Annotated in this window: 18 protein-coding genes and 3 tRNA genes; 2 read left to right on the top strand and 19 right to left on the bottom strand. The window is 27.0% G+C overall.

The features are described from left to right. Window positions 1–85: 85 nt before the first annotated feature. Window positions 86–502 (bottom strand): sigma factor-like helix-turn-helix DNA-binding protein, encoded by a 417-nt coding sequence (locus SFBMNL_RS07590; RefSeq protein ID WP_042295114.1) that lies wholly within the window; start codon window positions 500–502, stop codon window positions 86–88. Window positions 503–861: 359 nt separating this feature from the next. Between SFBMNL_RS07590 and SFBMNL_RS07595 the strand changes: the two genes are divergently transcribed. Beyond that, a complete protein-coding gene (locus SFBMNL_RS07595) occupies window positions 862–1,929 on the top strand; it encodes a site-specific integrase (RefSeq protein ID WP_042295116.1) in 1,068 nt (355 codons plus the stop codon). A gap of 210 nt (window positions 1,930–2,139) precedes the next feature. Continuing rightward, window positions 2,140–3,531, top strand: a complete 1,392-nt coding sequence (gene murD, locus SFBMNL_RS07600) for a UDP-N-acetylmuramoyl-L-alanine--D-glutamate ligase (RefSeq protein WP_014018071.1) — start codon at window positions 2,140–2,142, stop codon at window positions 3,529–3,531. Between the two features lie 17 nt (window positions 3,532–3,548). Here the strand turns inward: murD and SFBMNL_RS07605 are convergent, their stop codons facing one another. The 18 genes from SFBMNL_RS07605 to SFBMNL_RS07690 form a co-directional block, all read right to left on the bottom strand. After that, window positions 3,549–4,934: a glycine--tRNA ligase gene (locus tag SFBMNL_RS07605; protein ID WP_042295118.1), complete on the bottom strand. Its 1,386-nt coding sequence runs from the start codon at window positions 4,932–4,934 to the stop codon at window positions 3,549–3,551. 91 nt (window positions 4,935–5,025) lie between these two features. Further along, window positions 5,026–6,120, bottom strand: a complete 1,095-nt coding sequence (locus tag SFBMNL_RS07610; protein ID WP_005805096.1) for an AAA family ATPase — start codon at window positions 6,118–6,120, stop codon at window positions 5,026–5,028. 280 nt (window positions 6,121–6,400) lie between these two features. Next, window positions 6,401–7,873 (bottom strand): lysine--tRNA ligase, encoded by a 1,473-nt coding sequence (gene lysS / locus SFBMNL_RS07615; protein WP_005805095.1) that lies wholly within the window; start codon window positions 7,871–7,873, stop codon window positions 6,401–6,403. A 22-nt stretch (window positions 7,874–7,895) separates the two neighbouring features. Next, the gene (gene greA / locus SFBMNL_RS07620) at window positions 7,896–8,375 is read right to left on the bottom strand and encodes a transcription elongation factor GreA (protein WP_042295120.1); all 480 of its coding nucleotides are present in this window, start codon (window positions 8,373–8,375) and stop codon (window positions 7,896–7,898) included. An 87-nt stretch (window positions 8,376–8,462) separates the two neighbouring features. Next, window positions 8,463–9,437: a tRNA dihydrouridine synthase gene (locus SFBMNL_RS07625; protein ID WP_005805093.1), complete on the bottom strand. Its 975-nt coding sequence runs from the start codon at window positions 9,435–9,437 to the stop codon at window positions 8,463–8,465. A 62-nt stretch (window positions 9,438–9,499) separates the two neighbouring features. Beyond that, window positions 9,500–11,305 (bottom strand): ATP-dependent zinc metalloprotease FtsH, encoded by a 1,806-nt coding sequence (gene ftsH / locus SFBMNL_RS07630; protein WP_014018072.1) that lies wholly within the window; start codon window positions 11,303–11,305, stop codon window positions 9,500–9,502. A 162-nt stretch (window positions 11,306–11,467) separates the two neighbouring features. After that, entirely contained in the window at window positions 11,468–12,007 is a 540-nt protein-coding gene (gene hpt, locus SFBMNL_RS07635; protein ID WP_005805091.1) for a hypoxanthine phosphoribosyltransferase, read from the bottom strand. Further along, the gene (gene tilS / locus SFBMNL_RS07640; RefSeq protein WP_042295124.1) at window positions 11,997–13,454 is read right to left on the bottom strand and encodes a tRNA lysidine(34) synthetase TilS; all 1,458 of its coding nucleotides are present in this window, start codon (window positions 13,452–13,454) and stop codon (window positions 11,997–11,999) included. The genes hpt and tilS overlap by 11 nt, the downstream gene beginning before the upstream one ends. A gap of 99 nt (window positions 13,455–13,553) precedes the next feature. Beyond that, a complete protein-coding gene (locus SFBMNL_RS07645) occupies window positions 13,554–15,908 on the bottom strand; it encodes a SpoIIE family protein phosphatase (RefSeq protein WP_042295127.1) in 2,355 nt (784 codons plus the stop codon). Between the two features lie 142 nt (window positions 15,909–16,050). Further along, window positions 16,051–16,127 (bottom strand) — tRNA-Met (locus SFBMNL_RS07650). A gap of 4 nt (window positions 16,128–16,131) precedes the next feature. Further along, a tRNA-Met gene (locus SFBMNL_RS07655) sits at window positions 16,132–16,207 on the bottom strand. Window positions 16,208–16,213: 6 nt separating this feature from the next. Further along, a tRNA-Leu gene (locus tag SFBMNL_RS07660) sits at window positions 16,214–16,302 on the bottom strand. A 79-nt stretch (window positions 16,303–16,381) separates the two neighbouring features. Further along, window positions 16,382–16,804 (bottom strand): S1 domain-containing RNA-binding protein, encoded by a 423-nt coding sequence (locus SFBMNL_RS07665; protein WP_005805088.1) that lies wholly within the window; start codon window positions 16,802–16,804, stop codon window positions 16,382–16,384. Window positions 16,805–16,839: 35 nt separating this feature from the next. After that, entirely contained in the window at window positions 16,840–17,124 is a 285-nt protein-coding gene (locus tag SFBMNL_RS07670) for an FtsB family cell division protein (protein WP_007440410.1), read from the bottom strand. 72 nt (window positions 17,125–17,196) lie between these two features. After that, the gene (gene yabQ, locus SFBMNL_RS07675) at window positions 17,197–17,577 is read right to left on the bottom strand and encodes a spore cortex biosynthesis protein YabQ (RefSeq protein ID WP_042295130.1); all 381 of its coding nucleotides are present in this window, start codon (window positions 17,575–17,577) and stop codon (window positions 17,197–17,199) included. After that, a complete protein-coding gene (gene yabP, locus SFBMNL_RS07680) occupies window positions 17,574–17,888 on the bottom strand; it encodes a sporulation protein YabP (RefSeq protein WP_005805084.1) in 315 nt (104 codons plus the stop codon). The genes yabQ and yabP overlap by 4 nt, the downstream gene beginning before the upstream one ends. 69 nt (window positions 17,889–17,957) lie before the next feature. Beyond that, complete coding sequence (locus SFBMNL_RS07685; RefSeq protein WP_042295132.1) at window positions 17,958–18,197, bottom strand: RNA-binding S4 domain-containing protein; 240 nt, start codon at window positions 18,195–18,197, stop codon at window positions 17,958–17,960. Window positions 18,198–18,242: 45 nt separating this feature from the next. Further along, window positions 18,243–18,518 (bottom strand): HU family DNA-binding protein, encoded by a 276-nt coding sequence (locus SFBMNL_RS07690; RefSeq protein ID WP_005805082.1) that lies wholly within the window; start codon window positions 18,516–18,518, stop codon window positions 18,243–18,245. Window positions 18,519–18,674: the final 156 nt, after the last annotated feature.

Raw genomic sequence — 18,674 nt, forward strand, 5'->3', positions numbered from 1 at the left:
CATTTTTTATAAAAAAAACGCTCATGTTTTACGCATAAAATACGCATGTTTTACGCATAAAATACGCATGTTTTACGCATACCATTTAATTTAAAATACCCTTTAAGTTAGTAATAGCGTTAGTTTTAACTCTCCTTATTTGTGACTCAGAATATGATAATTGTTTGGCAATTTTAGATATATTTAAATTTTTAAAATAAAAATCAATTATAACTGATCTCTCCATACCCTCTAATAAATTAACTGATTCGGATATAAATTTTTTATCTAACTTAAGGTCATTTAATTTATTACTCAGTTTTGTTTTTTTATCCAGTAATTTTTCAAATCTGCAGTTAGAGTTTCCACCCCTACCCTCTTCCAGTTTTGACGTTTTAACTTTTAATAGCTCACTATCTATTAATTTAATTTGTTTATCTATGTACTCAATATTTTTTTGTATCACTGCGTAACTGTTTAATTTATCTACAACATTTTTTAAGCAATCTTTTTTTAATCCCATTAGTTACACTCTCCAAGTAATCAATTTATTAAAATTATAGCTTTTAACTTTTTTGATTGTCAATTTATACCAATTTAATAATTAAATTTAAAATTTATTTCAATAACAATAACATAGTTGTTTTTATTATATTTTTTATAATTATATTTATTATTATGTTTAGAACCTTCACTTTTGAAAGGTTTAACCTTCACTTTTGAATTTGCAATAAAAATTATTCACAAGTTATCAACATTATCATCAACAATATAAATATTTAAATTTTATATTAACAAATAGTTTACAAAAAGTTAAAATTAATCCATATATTTTCGAAAATATATAAATAAGATATTTTCGGAATTATTAGGAGGGTATTTATGGTTATAAAAAAGAAATGCGATAATAATTGGGAGTACTGCGTGTATCTAGGACAAGATAACAATGGAAAGAAAAAATATAAAAGAAAGTGTGGTTTTAAAACTAAAAAAGCTTGTATAAAAGAAGCGCTTACATTTGAAGAACAAAAATCAATAATCAAGAATAATAAAAAAACTTTTAAAGATGTATGTTATGTGTTTTTGGATGACTGTGTTAAACGTGGATTAAAGCCAACAACTTTAATTACATATAAAAGACAGATTAATTTCTTTGTAAATAATTTCAAAGCAATAAACAAAGATATAAAACAAATCAAAACAAATGATATTTATGATTTGATCAATTCAAAGATTAGTTTAAAAAAGAATATTTCTAGACGAAAAACCATTGAATTTCTGAAATATATATTTACTTATGCTAAAAAAAATAACATAATTCCCTACAATGTTTTTGATGAAATAAAATTGCCTAAAATAATATATACAACTAGAAATATTTGGAGTGAACAGGAAATAAATAAATATCTACCAATATTACAGAAATTTAAATATTACGATATGATGTATTTAGTCTTGGAAACTGGATTGCGTAAAGGAGAGGTATGTGCTTTAACATGGGACTGTGTTGACTTTGAACAAAATATACTAACAGTAGATAAATCATATATAGTCTGTGGAGATTTTTCAGGCATTACTCTCCCCAAAACAGCTACTTCTGTAAGGCAAATTGTACTTTTAGATAAAAGTATAGAAATATTAAAACGTCTCTATAAAAATAAAATATCCAAATACGTTTTCCCGAATCCTAATAATATTAACATGCCTGTAAATCCTAATGTCGTTTCAGCTAATTTCAAAAGATTTTTAAGGAGACATAATATTAAAAAAATCAGATTCCATGATTTAAGGCATATACATGCAACATTGCTATTAAATAAAAACATAAATTACAAAATTTTATCCAAACGGCTTGGTCATTCAAACGTTTCTTTTACACTCCAAACATACACCCATGTAATCCCTGAACACGAAATACAATTATTTAAAAATTTATCTAAAATTTTTTAAAAATTTTCCATAAACAAAAAACAGAAAACTTTACAATACCTTGTATAGCTTATATTAACTATACTGCAGGCATTAGTTTTCTGTTTTTTAAATTAAGTTTATAATTATAAATTATTTTAAATAATAACATTTGATTTTAACTCACTTGTACACTTATATTTAAATATAATATAATATCGTTATCTCTTGCATTATTTTGTCGGAGGATATATGAGACAGGATTTTAAAGACTTTAAAACTAATATTAAAAACAAACACGTTGCAATCGTTGGATTAGGTATAAGTAATATTCCATTAATAAATTTTTTATCTAAATTAGGTTGCAAAATCACTCTATTTGATAGGAAAGATATTGAAAATTTTTCGAATTTGGAAATAAAATCATTCAATAAACTAAACATTAAATTTGTATTTGGAAAAAATTATCTAAATTACATTAATAATTTCGATTATATATTTAAGACTCCTTCTATTAGGTCTGATATTTTAGAGTTCGAAAATGCTAAAAAAAACGGTTCTATAATAACCTCCGAAATAGAAGAGCTTCTTAGGTATTGTCCATCAAAAATATATGGTGTGACAGGAAGTGATGGAAAAACTACCACTACTAGTATTTTATATAACTTATTAAAAAACTCAGGATATAAAACATGGGTTGGAGGTAATATAGGATTCCCTTTATTTAGCAAAATTGAAGAAATGAGAGAAGATGATAAAGTTGTCTTAGAACTATCTAGTTTTCAACTTATGAACATAAATATATCTCCTGATGTATCTATAATAACAAATATATCCCCTAATCATTTGGATTATCATAAGGACATGAATGAATATATCGATTGTAAGAAAAACATATTTAGATTTCAAGATGATAATAGCATTACAATATTAAATAGAGATTGTTCTATTACTAATTCCTTTGATAAAGAATTAAATGGAAGATCTAGAAAGTTTTCTATTAATCATTTCGATGATAAAGAAGTTATAAAAAATGGTTCATATTTAAAAAATGATGAGCTCTATGTATTAAACCAAAGAATACTTCACAAAAATGATCTAAAAATTAAAGGTGATCACAATATGTTAAACTTTGCAGCTGCAATACTTGCAACAATACCTGATATATCTTACTCTACAATTAAAAATTTTGCTAAAGAATTCAGCGGGGTAAAACATAGAAATGAATTTGTCGATACAATAAATAACATACATTTTTATAATGATTCCATAGCCTCAACTCCTACACGTACTCTTGCTACCTTATCGTGTTTTGATCAAAAAGTCATTCTAATTGCCGGAGGATATGATAAAAACATTTCCTATGTTCCGTTATTAAATGGTTATGATAAGATTAAAAAACTCTACCTAATAGGCGCAACTAAACAAAAAATATACGATGTATTTAAAAAATACTCTTCTGATATAGAAATAATCATATTTAATGATTTTAATGAACTCGTTTCACATGCATATAAAAATGCATGTGAAAATGATGTTATACTTCTATCACCAGCTTCGGCAAGCTTTGATATGTTCAAAAATTTTGAAGAACGAGGAGATAAATTTAAAGAAATCATCCAAAAAATAAAAGCTAGTAAATAAAAATTTACTAGCTTTTATTAAAATTCAAATTTAAGATTAAAATATTCATCCAAACAATCTATATTAATCCTAACTTGATCCATTGTATCTCTATCTCTAATGGTTACACTATTATCTTCAAGCGAATCAAAATCAATAGTTACACAATAAGGAGTTCCTATCTCATCTTGTCTTCTATATCTCTTACCTATAGCTCCTGATTCATCATACTCACAATTATATTTTTTACTCAATTTTTCGTAAACTATCATAGCTTTATCAGATAATTTTTTTGATAAAGGTAATACACCAATTTTTACAGGAGCTACAGCTGGGTGAAATCTCAAAACTGTACGAATATCACCATCTTTTATACATTCCTCATCATATGCACTACACATTACGCTCAAAAGAAGTCTATCAACTCCAAGAGATGGCTCTATACAATAAGGAATATATTTTTCATTTAATTCTTGGTCAAAATATGTAAGATCCTCCGATGAATGATTCATATGTGCTTTTAAATCGTAATCCGTTCTATCAGCAATTCCCCATAACTCACCAAATCCAAAAGGAAATTTAAACTCAATATCAGTTGTAGCATTTGAATAAAATGAAAGCTCTTCCCTAGAATGATCCCTAATTTTCAATTCTTCTTCCTTTATTCCAAGATCTCTTAAAAATTTTAAACAATACTCTCTCCAATATTCAAACCAATTTAAATCCTCACCAGGTTTACAAAAAAACTCAAGCTCCATTTGTTCAAATTCTCTAGTTCTAAATATAAAATTCCCTGGAGTTATCTCATTTCTAAAACTCTTACCAATTTGAGCTATTCCAAAAGGAAGCTTTTTTCTTGAACTTCTGAGTACATTTTTAAAATTAACAAATATCCCTTGAGCAGTCTCAGGTCTTAAATAAATTTCAGCCTTATTATCCTCAGTAACACCTTGAAATGTCTTAAACATCAAATTAAAACTTCTTATATCCGTATAGTTCTTCTCCCCACACTTAGGACAAACTATATTTTCATCATCTATAATTTTCTTTAACTCTTCTTTAGAATAACCATCAATTCCAAGAATCTCACGTCCACTGTCTATAAAATAATCATCTATTAATTTATCTGCCCTAAATCTACTCTTACATTCCTTACAATCCATAAGAGGATCAGAAAATCCACCAATATGACCAGATGCTATCCAAACCTCTTTATTCATTAAAATAGCAGAATCAAGCCCAACATTATATTGACTTTCATATACAAATCTTTTCCACCAAGCCTTCTTTAAATTATTCTTAATTTCAACTCCTAACGGACCATAATCCCAAGAATTTGCAAGTCCACCATATATCTCAGATCCCTGAAATATAAATCCCCTGTTTTTACATAATGATAGAATTTTTTCCATTGAAACGTCCATAATTTCCTCCAATAATAAGCATTCCCTTTATTATAACAAAAATATATAAATTAAAAAATATAAATAAAAAAATATGCACTTAAACCATTATCTATAATTCTATATCCTTATCTCTGCTTATAGATAGATCATACAAATTATCTTTAAACATTTCATGTATAGTGGTTCTTATAGCTCTTGCTCCTAATGGATGATTCAAACATTTATCTACAATATTTTTGATTACTTCTTTTTTTATTTTTATAGATTTCCCCATCAAACTAAAATAATTTATAACTTCTCGTTCAAGCTCTATTTCTGTTATAGCTATTAAATTCTCTTTAGTTAACGCATTTAGACAAACAATTAAAGGAAATCTTCCTATAAATTCACTAAGTATTCCATAATTAATAACATCCTCAAGTTTAACATAACGTCTTAAGTCATCTACTTCTAAATTATAATTGTAATTGCTATTTTCTTTAAAACCAAATATTTTTTTAAAACTTCTCTCTCTAACATACCTCTCAATTCCTGTAAATGCACCTCCACCTATGAAAAGGATATTTTTTGTATCAACCTCTATAGTTTCATTATCATCAGTTTGTATTCTAACTATTGTTCCTTCAAGCATCTTAAGAAGATTTTGCTGAACACCTTCTCCAGATACATCCTTAGCCTCTCCATTTTGTCCGCTTTTTGAAATCTTATCTATCTCATCTATAAACACAATTCCATACTCCGCAATCTTAACATCACCATTAGCCTCTTTAAGTAAATTTTTTATAATATCATATACATTTAATCCAACATATCCAACCTGAGTGTACGCAGTAATATCAACCTCAACAAATGGAAGCTTGACTATCTCAGATAAACTTTTAATAAGAAGAGTCTTACCACTACCACTGGGTCCGATAAGCATAATATTTCCTTTGTTTAAATTTAATATATTAGAATTTTTAATCCTAAGTATATGTCTATACATCTCAAAAGACAATACCTTCTTTGCATAATCCTGTCCTATAACTTTTTTATCAAGCTCTCTTTTTATTTCATTTGGGTATATTATGTCTATCTGTACCTCAGACAACTCACTAAAAAATAATACCTCACAATCCTTACAAAGAACTAAATCATTATTATTAGAATCATTTCTCACAACATATGTTTCAGTTTCCTTAAGACAACACATGCACTTTCTCATACCTATATACCCCTATATACCCCTTAAAATTAAATCTCTAAAAACTAATATTTATTATGCTCAATTAAAAACATTTTAAACAAATAAAGGAGCTAGGTGACTCTACCCCTTAAATATTATTTCATATATTTAAATTTCCTATAGAATTCAAATGTAATTAGTATGTTATAAAAACAGTACTTTTCCATTTACATAAAAAAATAAAAAAACTCCTAAAAGATATTCATTTTTTAGGAGCTACATAAATCTCAAACTAAATTAAATAATTAAATTGTATTATCTAATCATTCCTTAAGGGTTTCATTGTAGGAAATAATATTACATCTCTTATAGAATAAGAATTCGTCAAAAACATTACAATCCTATCAATTCCAATTCCAAGACCACCCGTTGGAGGCATACCATACTCAAGAGAATACATAAAATCCTCATCTATAGAATAAGCCTCATCATCTCCAAGTTCACGCTCAAGCTCTTGCTTTAAAAATCTTTCCCTCTGAACTATAGGGTCATTAAGTTCTGAATACGCATTGCATATTTCACGACCATATATGAATCCTTCAAATCTTTCAGTAAAATCATCATCTCCTCTTTTCTTTTTCGTAAGTGGAGATATTTCAACTGGATAATCGATAATAAAAGTTGGCTGTATTAATTTATTCTCCACATATTTTTCAAACATTGCATTTAAAATTTCACCTTTAGAACAATCTTTAAGATCCTTTTTAAACTCAAGCTCATGTTCTTTTGCAATATTATAAGAATCTTCTATTGTTAAAGTTTTAAAATCAATACCAGAATATTCTCTTACAGCATCAAGCATAGTTATCCTTCTCCACGGAGGAGTAAAATCAATCTCTGTTCCCTGATACTCAACTTTCATACTTCCACAAACTTTTAAACACACGCTAGATATTAAATCTTCTGTAAGTCTCATCATATCATTATAATCAGAATAAGCTTCATAAAGCTCAATCATAGTAAATTCTGGATTATGTTTTATATCGATTCCCTCATTCCTAAAATTTTTACCCATTTCATAAACCTTATCAAATCCAGAAACTATAAGCCTTTTTAAATAAAGTTCTGTTGCAATTCTCAAATACATATCCATATTAAGCGTATTATGATGAGTTAAAAACGGACGCGCCGCAGCACCTCCTGCAATTAAGGAAAGTATTGGGGTTTCAGCCTCTAAATACCCTCTATTATCTAAAAACAACCGTATCTCAGATATTATCTTGCTTCTCTTTAAAAAAACATCTTTAACATCCCTATTCATTATTATATCTATTTCTCTGTGTCTATATCTTAAATCCGGATCTGTTATACCGTGAAACTTCTCTGGAAGAACTCTTAGAGATTTTGATATCAAATCAATCTTTAAAACTCTTATAGTAACTTCTCCAACTTTAGTTTTAAATACTTCACCTTCAACCCATATGATATCACCTATATCATAAGAAAAAACGCTATCTAACGTCTCTTTACCCACTATATCTACTTTAATAAAAATTTGAATCTGCCCTAATGTATCCTGTATAGTTATAAATCCTGCCTTTCCTTGTCCTCTCTTAGTCATAATTCTTCCAGCAAGCTTTACAATCTTACCTTCATAATCTAAATAATTATCAATTATATTCTTAGAATAATCTGAAACATCTACCTTATAAACATTAAATGGATCCATTCCTTTTTCTTGAAGATCACTGAGTTTATTACGGCGTATTATCTCTTGTTCATTAAATTCCATATTCGTACTCCCCTTAAATTATCTACTTCCTCTGTATTTTAACAATCTTATACTTGCAGTTTCCACCTGGAGTATTAACTATAAATTCTTCATCTACTTTCCTTCCTATAATCTCTGCACCAACAGGCGACTCATTTGATATCTTATTTTCAAAAGTATCGGTCTCAGCCGACCCAACTATTGTATATGTAACTTCCTCTTCAAATTCAAAATCATAAAGTGTAACTACAGATCCAATAGATACTACATCTGTTGAAATCTCACTTTCATCTATAAGTTCAATATTTTTAAGTTTATTTTCTATCTCAGCAATTCTTCCTTCAACGAAAGCTTGTTCATTCTTAGCCTCATCATATTCTGAATTCTCACTTAAATCACCATATCCACGAGCAACCTTAATCTTTTCTGTAACTTCTTTTCTTTTAATAGTTTTTAGATATTCAAGCTCTTCCTCTAATTTGCGCAAACCATCATTAGTAATTAGATATTTCTTATCACTCATAAATACAATCTTCTCCTTTAATAAAAAATTACTAATAAAAAACTATTTGATAATTATAAAATAATATTAGTTTGTGTGTCAATGTAATCAAGCTATATTCTTATATTCTTCCAACAAATTTAATATTTTATTAGGATCAGTCATTTTAAATATCTCACTTTTAAGTTCAGTCGCTCCGTGAAGTCCTTTAAGATACCAACCTATTTGCTTACGCATCCCAAACACTGCCACTCTCTCCTCTTCATATTTTAAAGCTTTATTATAATGTTCAATTAAATCGCTAACAATAAATTCATGTGTTCTTACTTTAGGAATATACTTCTTACCTTCAAGCTTCGAATTTAAATAATTATTTAAATCTTCAAATATCCAAGGCCTACCATGAGATCCACGGGCAACAGCTGCAAATCTACATCCAGTATGATCTAAAATATCAAATCCATCATTACAATTAAATATATCACCATTTGCAATGATAGGAGTTTTAACCATCTTATTAGCTTCTCTTATAACATCCCAATCTGCCTTCCCTTTATACATCTGCTTTGTATATCTACCATGTATTGTTATAAAATCAATATCATTACATTCAAGTACTTTTATAACATCATAACAATTTATCTTATTTTCATAATATCCAATCCTTATCTTAACCGATAATGGCTTCTTTACTGCACTTCTCAATTTATATGTTATCTCATCAACTTTCTTAAGATCGAGCGTAAGAGCAGACCCATCACCGTTTTTAATTATCTTTGAGGCAGGACATCCCATATTAACATCTAATATTTTTACATAATCAAGACTTGATATAATTTCACCTGCATGTACTAAATGCTCAGGATTACTCCCAAATATCTGAACTCCAACTTTCTCTTCCAAGTCACCCTTTTCAAATATTTTCTCAGTTTTATCACTTTTATAATAAAGTGCCGTTGAACTCACCATTTCTGTAAAATTTATCCCATCATGATACTTTACACACATCTCACGAAAAGCAATATTATTTACACCTGCCATCGGAGATAAAATAAATCTACTTTTAAATTCATCATATACCATCGTTTAATTTTCTCCTTATAAACATAAATAAAAAAGTCTTAGATAAAATCTAAGACTTACTTTTAAGAGTTTTTGAATAATTCTTCAAACTCTTCACCATCAAGCTTTTCTTTCTCTATTAGAGCCTTGGCAACTGCATGAAGTTTTGATATGTTCTCTGACAAAAGCGTTTGAGTTTTATTATACGCTTTATCTACTATTTTTTTAATTTCTTTATCAATTTTAGATCCTAGCTCTTCTGAAAAATTTCTACTCTTTGTGAAATCTCTTCCCAAAAATACTTCATTATCTCCTCCAAAAGAAATAGTTCCAATTTCTTCACTCATACCATATTCCATAACCATTTTTCTTGCGATGTTACTAACTCTATCAATATCATTTTTAGCTCCTGTGCTTATATCGCCTAGAACTAATTTCTCGGCAACACGACCACCTAAAAGTGATATCATATCTTTCTCAAGGTCAGACTTAGAAATATAATCCTTATCCTCATCAGGTAAATGCATAGTGTATCCACCTGCCATACCTCTTGGTATAATACTTATCTCATGAACTTTATCATATTTATCTAACAATCTAGATACAACCGCATGACCAGCTTCATGATAAGCTGTAAGCTTATTAGTTTTCTCAGTCCTAATCTTACTTTTCTTCTCAGGACCAGCTAATACCCTAGTTATAGCTTCTTCCATTTCATTCATAGTTATAAATTTCTTGCCACGTCTAACTGCTAATAAAGATGCTTCATTAGTTAAATTTTCAAGATCAGCTCCAGTAAATCCAGGAGTTCTTTTAGCAAGTACATCTAATTTAATTTCCTCTGATAAAGGTTTATTTTTAACATGTATCTTAAGTATTTCTTCTCTACCCTTAACATCAGGTGCTCCAACTATTATTTGTCTATCAAATCTTCCTGGTCTTAATAATGCAGGATCTAATATATCAGGTCTATTTGTTGCTGCAATTATTATTATTCCCTCATTTACTCCAAATCCATCCATTTCTACAAGTAACTGATTCAAAGTTTGCTCTCTTTCATCATGTCCTCCACCAAGACCTGCTCCTCTATGTCTACCTACAGCATCAATCTCATCTATAAATATAATACATGGAGAATTTTTCTTAGCTTCATTAAATAAATCTCTAACTCTTGATGCACCTACACCAACAAACATCTCAACAAAGTCTGAACCAGATATACTGAAAAACGGTACTCCTGCTTCACCAGCAACAGCTTTTGCAAGAAGGGTCTTACCAGTTCCAGGTGGTCCAAATAACAACACACCTTTAGGAATCCTTGCTCCCATTTCTATATACTTCCTAGGTTCTCTTAAGAAATCTACAATTTCTTCAAGCTCCTCTTTTTCTTCTTTAGCACCAGCAACCTCTTTAAAAGTTATCTTTTTAGTATCTTGAGTAGCCATTTTAGCCCTACTCTTACCAAAATTCATAACTCCTCGTCCGCTTCCTCCACCTTGGGATTGTTGCATAAATAAAAACCACAAACCAAGGGACATTACAATAATTATTAAAGACGGAACAAATTGAAGCCAAGCAAAAACATTGCTTTGTTCTTCGTATAATTCAACTACTTCTCCATTTTTCGGATATTTATCAAATAATAAATTTAATCTATTTTGAGGTACAACAGTAACAAATTGCTCTCTGTTTTTAAGGCTACCCTCTATAGCCAAACTTCCTTCTCTTATTTTTATACTTTGTACTTCATCATTTATCCAATACTGTTCAAACTTACTATATGGTATAGTTTTATCTGTCCTTGTAGATTCAAAATAAAAAAGTCCAACTATAAAAATCATAACAACTATTACAATCCAAGTTGTTATATTCGAAAAGCTTTTCTTCATTATTTTAACCCCCCTCCCTTTATCAAAATAAATACTATAAAATTTTATCACACCAATTTTTATTAAACAAGTCAGTTGTTTTATTATTTATCAAGTTATTTTATTTTTAGATATCTTCTTATTTACTAATCATTCCAATATAAAATATTACCAATTTTAAATTTATTTATACACACTCTCATCAAGCACACCTATGTATGATAAATTTCTATATTTTTCAGCATAATCAAGCCCATATCCAACTACAAATTCATTTCCAACTTTAAATCCTTTATATTTAGCATCTATATTTACCTTTCTACCACTAGGCTTATCCAATAACGTTATTATTTCAACACTTTTAGCACCCTTGCCTTTTATATAATTACAAATATAATTTAGCGTTATTCCCGTATCTATAATATCCTCAACAATTAATATATCCTTTCCCTCAACAGACATATCTAAATCTTTCATTATTCTAACTTGTCCTGAACTAATAATTGAATTACCATAAGACGATACACCCATAAAATCAATTTCAACATATGTATTTATATATTTCATGAGATCAGCCATAAACATCAAAGACCCCTTTAATATACACACAAGGAGTAACTCTCTATCTTTATAATCTCTACTTATTTCTTCTCCCAATAATTTAACCTTACCTTGAATTTGTTCCTTACTTATTAATATATTTTTAATATCATTATTTATCATAAATATTCTCCTCTATAAAATCTAATTTTATTTTCAATAATTTTTTACTATCAGGCATTACCTTATAATCATTACTATTTCTAACTCCAACCACCCAAACAATTGTATTATCAAAGCAAATTAAGGGTATACAACTCCTATTAAAAACCTTCTCATTTATAAAAAAATCTTTTAGTTTTTTGTACCTGTCCATCCCAAAAGGTTTAAATAAATCTCCTATCTTCTTATTCCTAATAGCTATAGATTCTTTCAAATCATCTATAGAGAAATATTTTTCATAATTTAAAGTAAAATCTAAGTTGCAATTTTGATTCTCTAATACTTTAAAGCTAATTCTTAACTTTGAACCTAAAAACTCAACATTTCGCTCTATGAAATTCACTTCTCCAAGTTTAAGTTTTAATATATCATTTCTATCAATTAATTCTAAAAATGAATATTCAACATCCAAAATGTTTGGAGCTTTACTTAAAATTTTTATACATTTATTATAATTTACAACAAATAAATTTTTCTTAATCTGTATGATCTTATATACATTTTTAATTGATAAATCTTCTATGTACTTTATATGTTTAAAACTTACATTATTAATATGTCCACAAAACATAAAAATACATTGTCTAATAAGTCTATATAAAATAGATTTATGTAATGTAAATACATTTTTTTGTATAGTTATACAATCATAATCAATACTTACGTATTTATCTATAAAACGTTTTACAATATCTGAAAAATATTCATTGTCATAGCTCGAGATTTCTTTTAAGGTTAAAATATTTTTAGATATATCCTTAGAGAAACTTTCATTTATTTTTGGAATAAGCGATAGTCTAATTTTATTTCTTAAATAATCTTCAGACAAATTACTCTTATCTATTATGAACTCTATATTATTGTTATTTAAATACCTCTCTATATCATTTAATCTACTTAAACACAATATAGGTCTTATATAAAAACCATCTCTTTTTACTTTTATTCCCTCTATTCCTTCTATTCCAGTACCATTAAAAATTCTCATAATAATAGTCTCAACATCATCATCAGCGTGATGTGCTAAAGCACATTTTGTTATGATACCTTTATTTTTCAAATTGGAAAATATATTATATCTAGTTTCCCTCCCTCCCATCTCTACAGATATCTTTCGTTCATTACTGTATTTTAAAACATCAACTCTAAATGATTTAAACTCAATATTATTTTTTATACAAAAATTTTCAGAGAACTTCTCATCTAAATATGAATCGTTCCCTCTTAACATGTGATTTACATGAATTGCTAAAATCTTAAATCCTAAAGATAAAGATAATTTATTCAAAACATATGTCATAAAAACAGAATCGGCTCCACCAGATAAAGCGCATCCCACAATTTCCCCATAGGAAATTAAATCATTTGAGATAATAAAATTCTTAATTTTCTTTATAGTATCATCCATAAAATTTCTCCAAATATGCAATTTAATCTAATTATAAGGATTTTTCAAAAAAAAATCAAAAGCCCTTTTATATTTAATAAAAGGGCTCTTATTTTTAATTTAATTTTTGTATACTTTAGATACTATTACACTAACATCATCTTGAAAAGATCCTGAATTTAATATTTTAAATTCTCTTAAAATCTCTTCACATAATTTATCAGGAGATGATACATCACATCTCTTAAGAAATGTATATAGCCACGCTTTATTTGATAAATCCTTAAAATGAATAAGTCCATCTGTTAAATGAACTAAAATATCTCCGCACTCAAGATCAAATTCAGAGCTTAATATTCTTATATCATCATCTAAAGAGTTATCATTTAAATCCCTTTCATTTCCTAATATAAATACCTCATTATTCCTTTTTATATATGTAATAATAGATGAAAATTTTAAATAATTCATTTTCCCTGTATACAAATCAATTCTAGCAAAATCTATAGTAGATATTGCCTCATCTCTAAAAAATTTAAGGGAAATTATTGATATTATTTCTTTAATACAAGATGAAAGAGATAAACTTGTCCTTACAAATTTATATATTAAATCAACTGTAAACTTACTTTTATTATAAGCCTCAATTCCAGATCCTATCCCATCACTCAATATAATTAAATAATCATCATTAATACTATTAGTACAAATATAACTATCTCCATTTTTATCTTTTTTAGATAATTGAAGGCAATGAGATACAACATTATAACAATACTTCTCAACATATGTAACAATTATTTCATCATTAGAATTTATATATTTAGATGGTTCATCTTGTATAATCATCTCTCTATCTAAAGCAATATTTATAATATCTAACAAATCATTTTTATACTCTATAAATATATTATAAGGAAGAATTATCTTAACTTTTAATCGTTCGCTTTCTTCGTAACAAATAATATCAAAATATTTTATGTTAAATTTATTAAATTTACTTATAAGACTCTTTTCATAATTAACCTTTATTACAATGTCTTTTTTAACCTCTTTAATACTCTGATTAATTATATTGTGAAGATTTTTTAATTCATAAGACAACATATCTTGAGCTTCATAAATCCTTTCTTCATAAACCTTCTGTATATTATAAAAATTAGAAATCTTATATAACTCATTTTTGAATTTATCTTTCCTTATACATAAACCATCTATATATTCTGTTAAACTTTTATCACCCTGTATAAAATTATCAAGACTTAAAAGCATCTCTGTTCTAACTTTATTAAAATTAACTTTCCAACATTTATTAACATTACTACATTCTCCACAAACACTTTCTGCAAGTATTTCAATATATATTTTCTTATCTAAAATTTTATATTTGAAATTGACATTAGATACTATCATATCTGACAATTCCTTAATTATATCATTAAACTCATTTATCTTTTGTATTCTCATATCAAGAGTATTAAATAATCTCTTATTTGTATAAAATTCCTTTTTATATTCTTCATTAAAATACATGGTTATCTTCATCAAATAACTTTTAGGAACAACAGCAAATATCACTGATCCTATAAATATCTCTATTAAAAATAAATTACTTCCAATATCCATAGATGACATATTAGATAATTTTAATATTAATATACACACTATAGAAATAACAGATACAGTAAATCTTGATGATAAAGATAAAAACGAAGATACAGTTGCAATCACACTATATATAGCTATATACTCTGTAAAATTTCCATAAATAAATCCCATTATACTCCCAGAAAATACAGCACATATAACTCCAACTGACATTCCATTTATGTAAGACATCATAAATACAAATAACACAATTAATATATTTGATAAATCAAGGTTAAAAATTTTAAACCCATTAATACCACAAAGAATTAAACATGTAGTTATTACCAAACATATTATATCTTCTTTTTTAAATATATAATTAGTATTAAAATAACTTATACTCTTAATAAATATGTCGAAAACATAATATAGTACATAAATAATCCCAACCTCTATAGTAATAGAAAATAAGGTAGGATATATAGAAAACCTCACATAAAAATATTTATATATATAACTTATCAAACAAATTAAAAGCAATATAAATAATCTGTGTTTCTTTTTAATGTTAAAAAATATTCCTAAAAATATCAGAATCATATTTATTATTATATATAAATCAAAAGAATCAAAATTTGATCTTATACTAAAATATCCCAATATACTAAAAATACCTACAAGAACAGTTAAAACCTTATTATTTTTAAACATGATAGTAGCAGTAAATGCTATACCAATAGGAGCTATATAAAATAGTATGTTTATACGACTTAATAATAATGCAATCAGAGCATATATTAAAAGTTTCTTAATATCCAATAAATTACTCAGCTTTTCATAATAATTTTCTCCATTATTATTGAATAGTTTTCCATTATAAATCATTACTTCACCTTTAAAATAATTCCAATTTTTGTAAATAATTATATCACTTATTTACAAAAAAACATATTAATTTAATGTTAAGTAATTCCATAAAAAACTAAAAAAGAACAACCAAGAATGGTTGCTCTTAAATATTCGATAATGGTAGCGGAAATAGGACTCGAACCTACGACACACCGGGTATGAACCGATTGCTCTAGCCAACTGAGCTATTCCGCCAAAATGGTTGCGGGGGCAGGACTCGAACCTGCGACCTTCGGGTTATGAGCCCGACGAGCTACCAACTGCTCCACCCCGCAATAATATGGTGCTGAAGACCGGACTCGAACCGGTACGGTATTTTAGTACCGCAGGATTTTAAGTCCTGTGCGTCTGCCAGTTTCGCCACTTCAGCTTATTTATTAAATTGTTATTTTCTACTTTGTTAGTATATATCTTTTCAAATTATATGTCAATACTTTTTTAATATATTTTTATCCAAAATTTCTTTTATTATATCCTCTTTGTTTAGAATCTTGGTTCTTTCTAAAATCTTGCATCCTTTCCTCACTATCTTTTAAATATTTAGACAAAATATCCTCAAAATTTGATGCATTACTTTTTGGAGTAGCATGTATTCTATCATTATTTTTTTTATAGTTATTATTGCCCACATTTAATGAATTACCTTCTGCTTGTTTTAAAGATAAACTAATTTTACCAGAATCATCTATAGATAAAACCTTTACCCTAACATCTAACTTATCCTTTAAATAATCTCTTATATCCTTTATATATTTATTCGAAACCTCTGATATATGTACAAGCCCCGTTTCTCCATTAATATCTACAAAAGCACCGAAGTTAGTTATGTTAACAACCTTTCCTTCGTATATGTTCCCTATGACTAAAGCCATATTAATTTTATTCCTCCTTAAAATAATCTAATATTCTACTTAACTATATTAATTATAGATTTTTCTCCCTCAAATACATAACCTAGTCTATCTCTAACTAAAACCTCTAAGTATTCCTTAGTATTTGATAAATTTAATTCATCTTTTAATAATTGAATTTCCCAGGTTATATCCTCTAGTTTATCCTGATACTTCATAAATTCAACTTCTACATTATATCGATCAAAATCATTTTTAAACAGAGTGATCAAACTATAAATTAATATGACCAAAATCACAATATTCCTAATAAAAAAAATACGTTTCCTTTGTTTAACCAAAATAACCTCTTTGTAAATTAAATTTTCAATACATAAATATTTTAATACAATTTAGTTTTTTTTCAATATATTCTAATAATTTTTTTTATTTACAACTTTTGAAATAATATATATTAAATTTTTAAATATATATCTAATTATTTCCAAAAGGAAACCTACTAAATTATTGATTATCCTATATATAAATATAGATATACACTTTGTATAAAATATAATACCTAATAATATATAAAAATAAGTATAAAACGATAGTATAGCATACTGTGTGTTCAATAAAAATATAAACACTAATACTCCCACAACCATCCAATATATATGATCAATTATAATTCTAAAAACTTTATAATATACATCTCTAAATAACACTCTATATATATCAAACCCTATTCCAAATATAACTCCAGATATAAAACTATAAAACAAAATCAATATCTGTATATCTAGGTTAATCATTTATTCTTACCCAGTATTTTTTTAACTATACCTAACTTATTCTTATCACCTTTAAACTTCTTATCATCTAAATACTTACACTCATTAATGTTACCTGTAATACTAATTTCCCCATTTTTTAAATCTAACTTACTAATCTTAAGATTATTCCCTATAATTTCTAGTTTCTTTAGAACAGTATTTAGAGTTACCTTTTCTTCATCAAAAGATAAAACTTCAAATACTCCAGTTATACTTATATTTTTTCTATTCTCAAGTAATATATTACTCTTCTTTATTAATTCTGTAGTATTGTCTTTTTTATATTCCATAATTACCTCCAATTAATATTCTTCATTAAATTAATATGAATATTAATTGGTAAGTATTACATTAATAAATTATATAATTCTATACATTTTTTCAGCTTCATCCTTTCTTACATGTTCCTTTATATCTAAAATCTCTATCTTAAAATTATTATTTCCAAAAATTATTTCCAAAACATCCCCAACATTAACCTTAGATGATGGCTTTGATAATTTCCCATTTATTAAAACCTTATCTGAATCACATGCATCCTTTGCAACAGTCCTTCTCTTTATTATCCTAGTTACTTTTAAAAATTTATCTAATCTCATATTATCTCCTCCTATAAATAAAGATCCGAGAAAAAACTCGGATCTCTATTTATTAACTCTATCTTTGAATTCTTTACCTGCTTTAAATACCGGAACCTTGGCTGCAGGAATCTTTATTGGTTCATTGTTTTGAGGATTTCTTCCTTCTCTCTCAGCTCTCTCCCTAATTTCGAAAGTTCCAAAGCCTACTAATTGAACTTTGTCTGCATTTTCTAACGCTTCAAAAACACTCTTTATAAATGCATTTAGAGCAGCTTCAGCATCTTTTTTACTAAGTTCACTCTTCTGCGCTATACTAGCAACCAATTCAGCTTTATTCAATCCTATATCCTCCTTAGATTGAGTTGTTAATTCGTTATACAATAAACTATAACTAATTAAAACTACTATGTAATACTAAATTTATTTTTCTGTGTTAATGTTATCATAACTAAAAATATTATTCAACAACATTATTTCTAAGTATTATATTTCCAT

This window comes from Candidatus Arthromitus sp. SFB-mouse-NL, from assembly GCF_000709435.1.
Classification (GTDB): Bacteria; Bacillota; Clostridia; order Clostridiales; family Clostridiaceae; genus Dwaynesavagella.

Bases quoted from the DNA above. Each gene is read 5' to 3' on its own strand.
- SFBMNL_RS07590 (WP_042295114.1), bottom strand. From the start codon at position 502: ATGGGATTAAAAAAAGATTGCTTAAAAAATGTTGTAGATAAATTAAAC.
- SFBMNL_RS07595 (WP_042295116.1), top strand. From the start codon at position 862: ATGGTTATAAAAAAGAAATGCGATAATAATTGGGAGTACTGCGTGTAT.
- murD (WP_014018071.1), top strand. From the start codon at position 2,140: ATGAGACAGGATTTTAAAGACTTTAAAACTAATATTAAAAACAAACAC.
- SFBMNL_RS07605 (WP_042295118.1), bottom strand. From the start codon at position 4,934: ATGGACGTTTCAATGGAAAAAATTCTATCATTATGTAAAAACAGGGGA.
- SFBMNL_RS07610 (WP_005805096.1), bottom strand. From the start codon at position 6,120: ATGAGAAAGTGCATGTGTTGTCTTAAGGAAACTGAAACATATGTTGTG.
- lysS (WP_005805095.1), bottom strand. From the start codon at position 7,873: ATGGAATTTAATGAACAAGAGATAATACGCCGTAATAAACTCAGTGAT.
- greA (WP_042295120.1), bottom strand. From the start codon at position 8,375: ATGAGTGATAAGAAATATCTAATTACTAATGATGGTTTGCGCAAATTA.
- SFBMNL_RS07625 (WP_005805093.1), bottom strand. From the start codon at position 9,437: ATGGTATATGATGAATTTAAAAGTAGATTTATTTTATCTCCGATGGCA.
- ftsH (WP_014018072.1), bottom strand. From the start codon at position 11,305: ATGAAGAAAAGCTTTTCGAATATAACAACTTGGATTGTAATAGTTGTT.
- hpt (WP_005805091.1), bottom strand. From the start codon at position 12,007: ATGATAAATAATGATATTAAAAATATATTAATAAGTAAGGAACAAATT.
- tilS (WP_042295124.1), bottom strand. From the start codon at position 13,454: ATGGATGATACTATAAAGAAAATTAAGAATTTTATTATCTCAAATGAT.
- SFBMNL_RS07645 (WP_042295127.1), bottom strand. From the start codon at position 15,908: ATGATTTATAATGGAAAACTATTCAATAATAATGGAGAAAATTATTAT.
- SFBMNL_RS07665 (WP_005805088.1), bottom strand. From the start codon at position 16,804: ATGGCTTTAGTCATAGGGAACATATACGAAGGAAAGGTTGTTAACATA.
- yabQ (WP_042295130.1), bottom strand. From the start codon at position 17,577: ATGATTAACCTAGATATACAGATATTGATTTTGTTTTATAGTTTTATA.
- yabP (WP_005805084.1), bottom strand. From the start codon at position 17,888: ATGGAATATAAAAAAGACAATACTACAGAATTAATAAAGAAGAGTAAT.
- SFBMNL_RS07685 (WP_042295132.1), bottom strand. From the start codon at position 18,197: ATGAGATTAGATAAATTTTTAAAAGTAACTAGGATAATAAAGAGAAGG.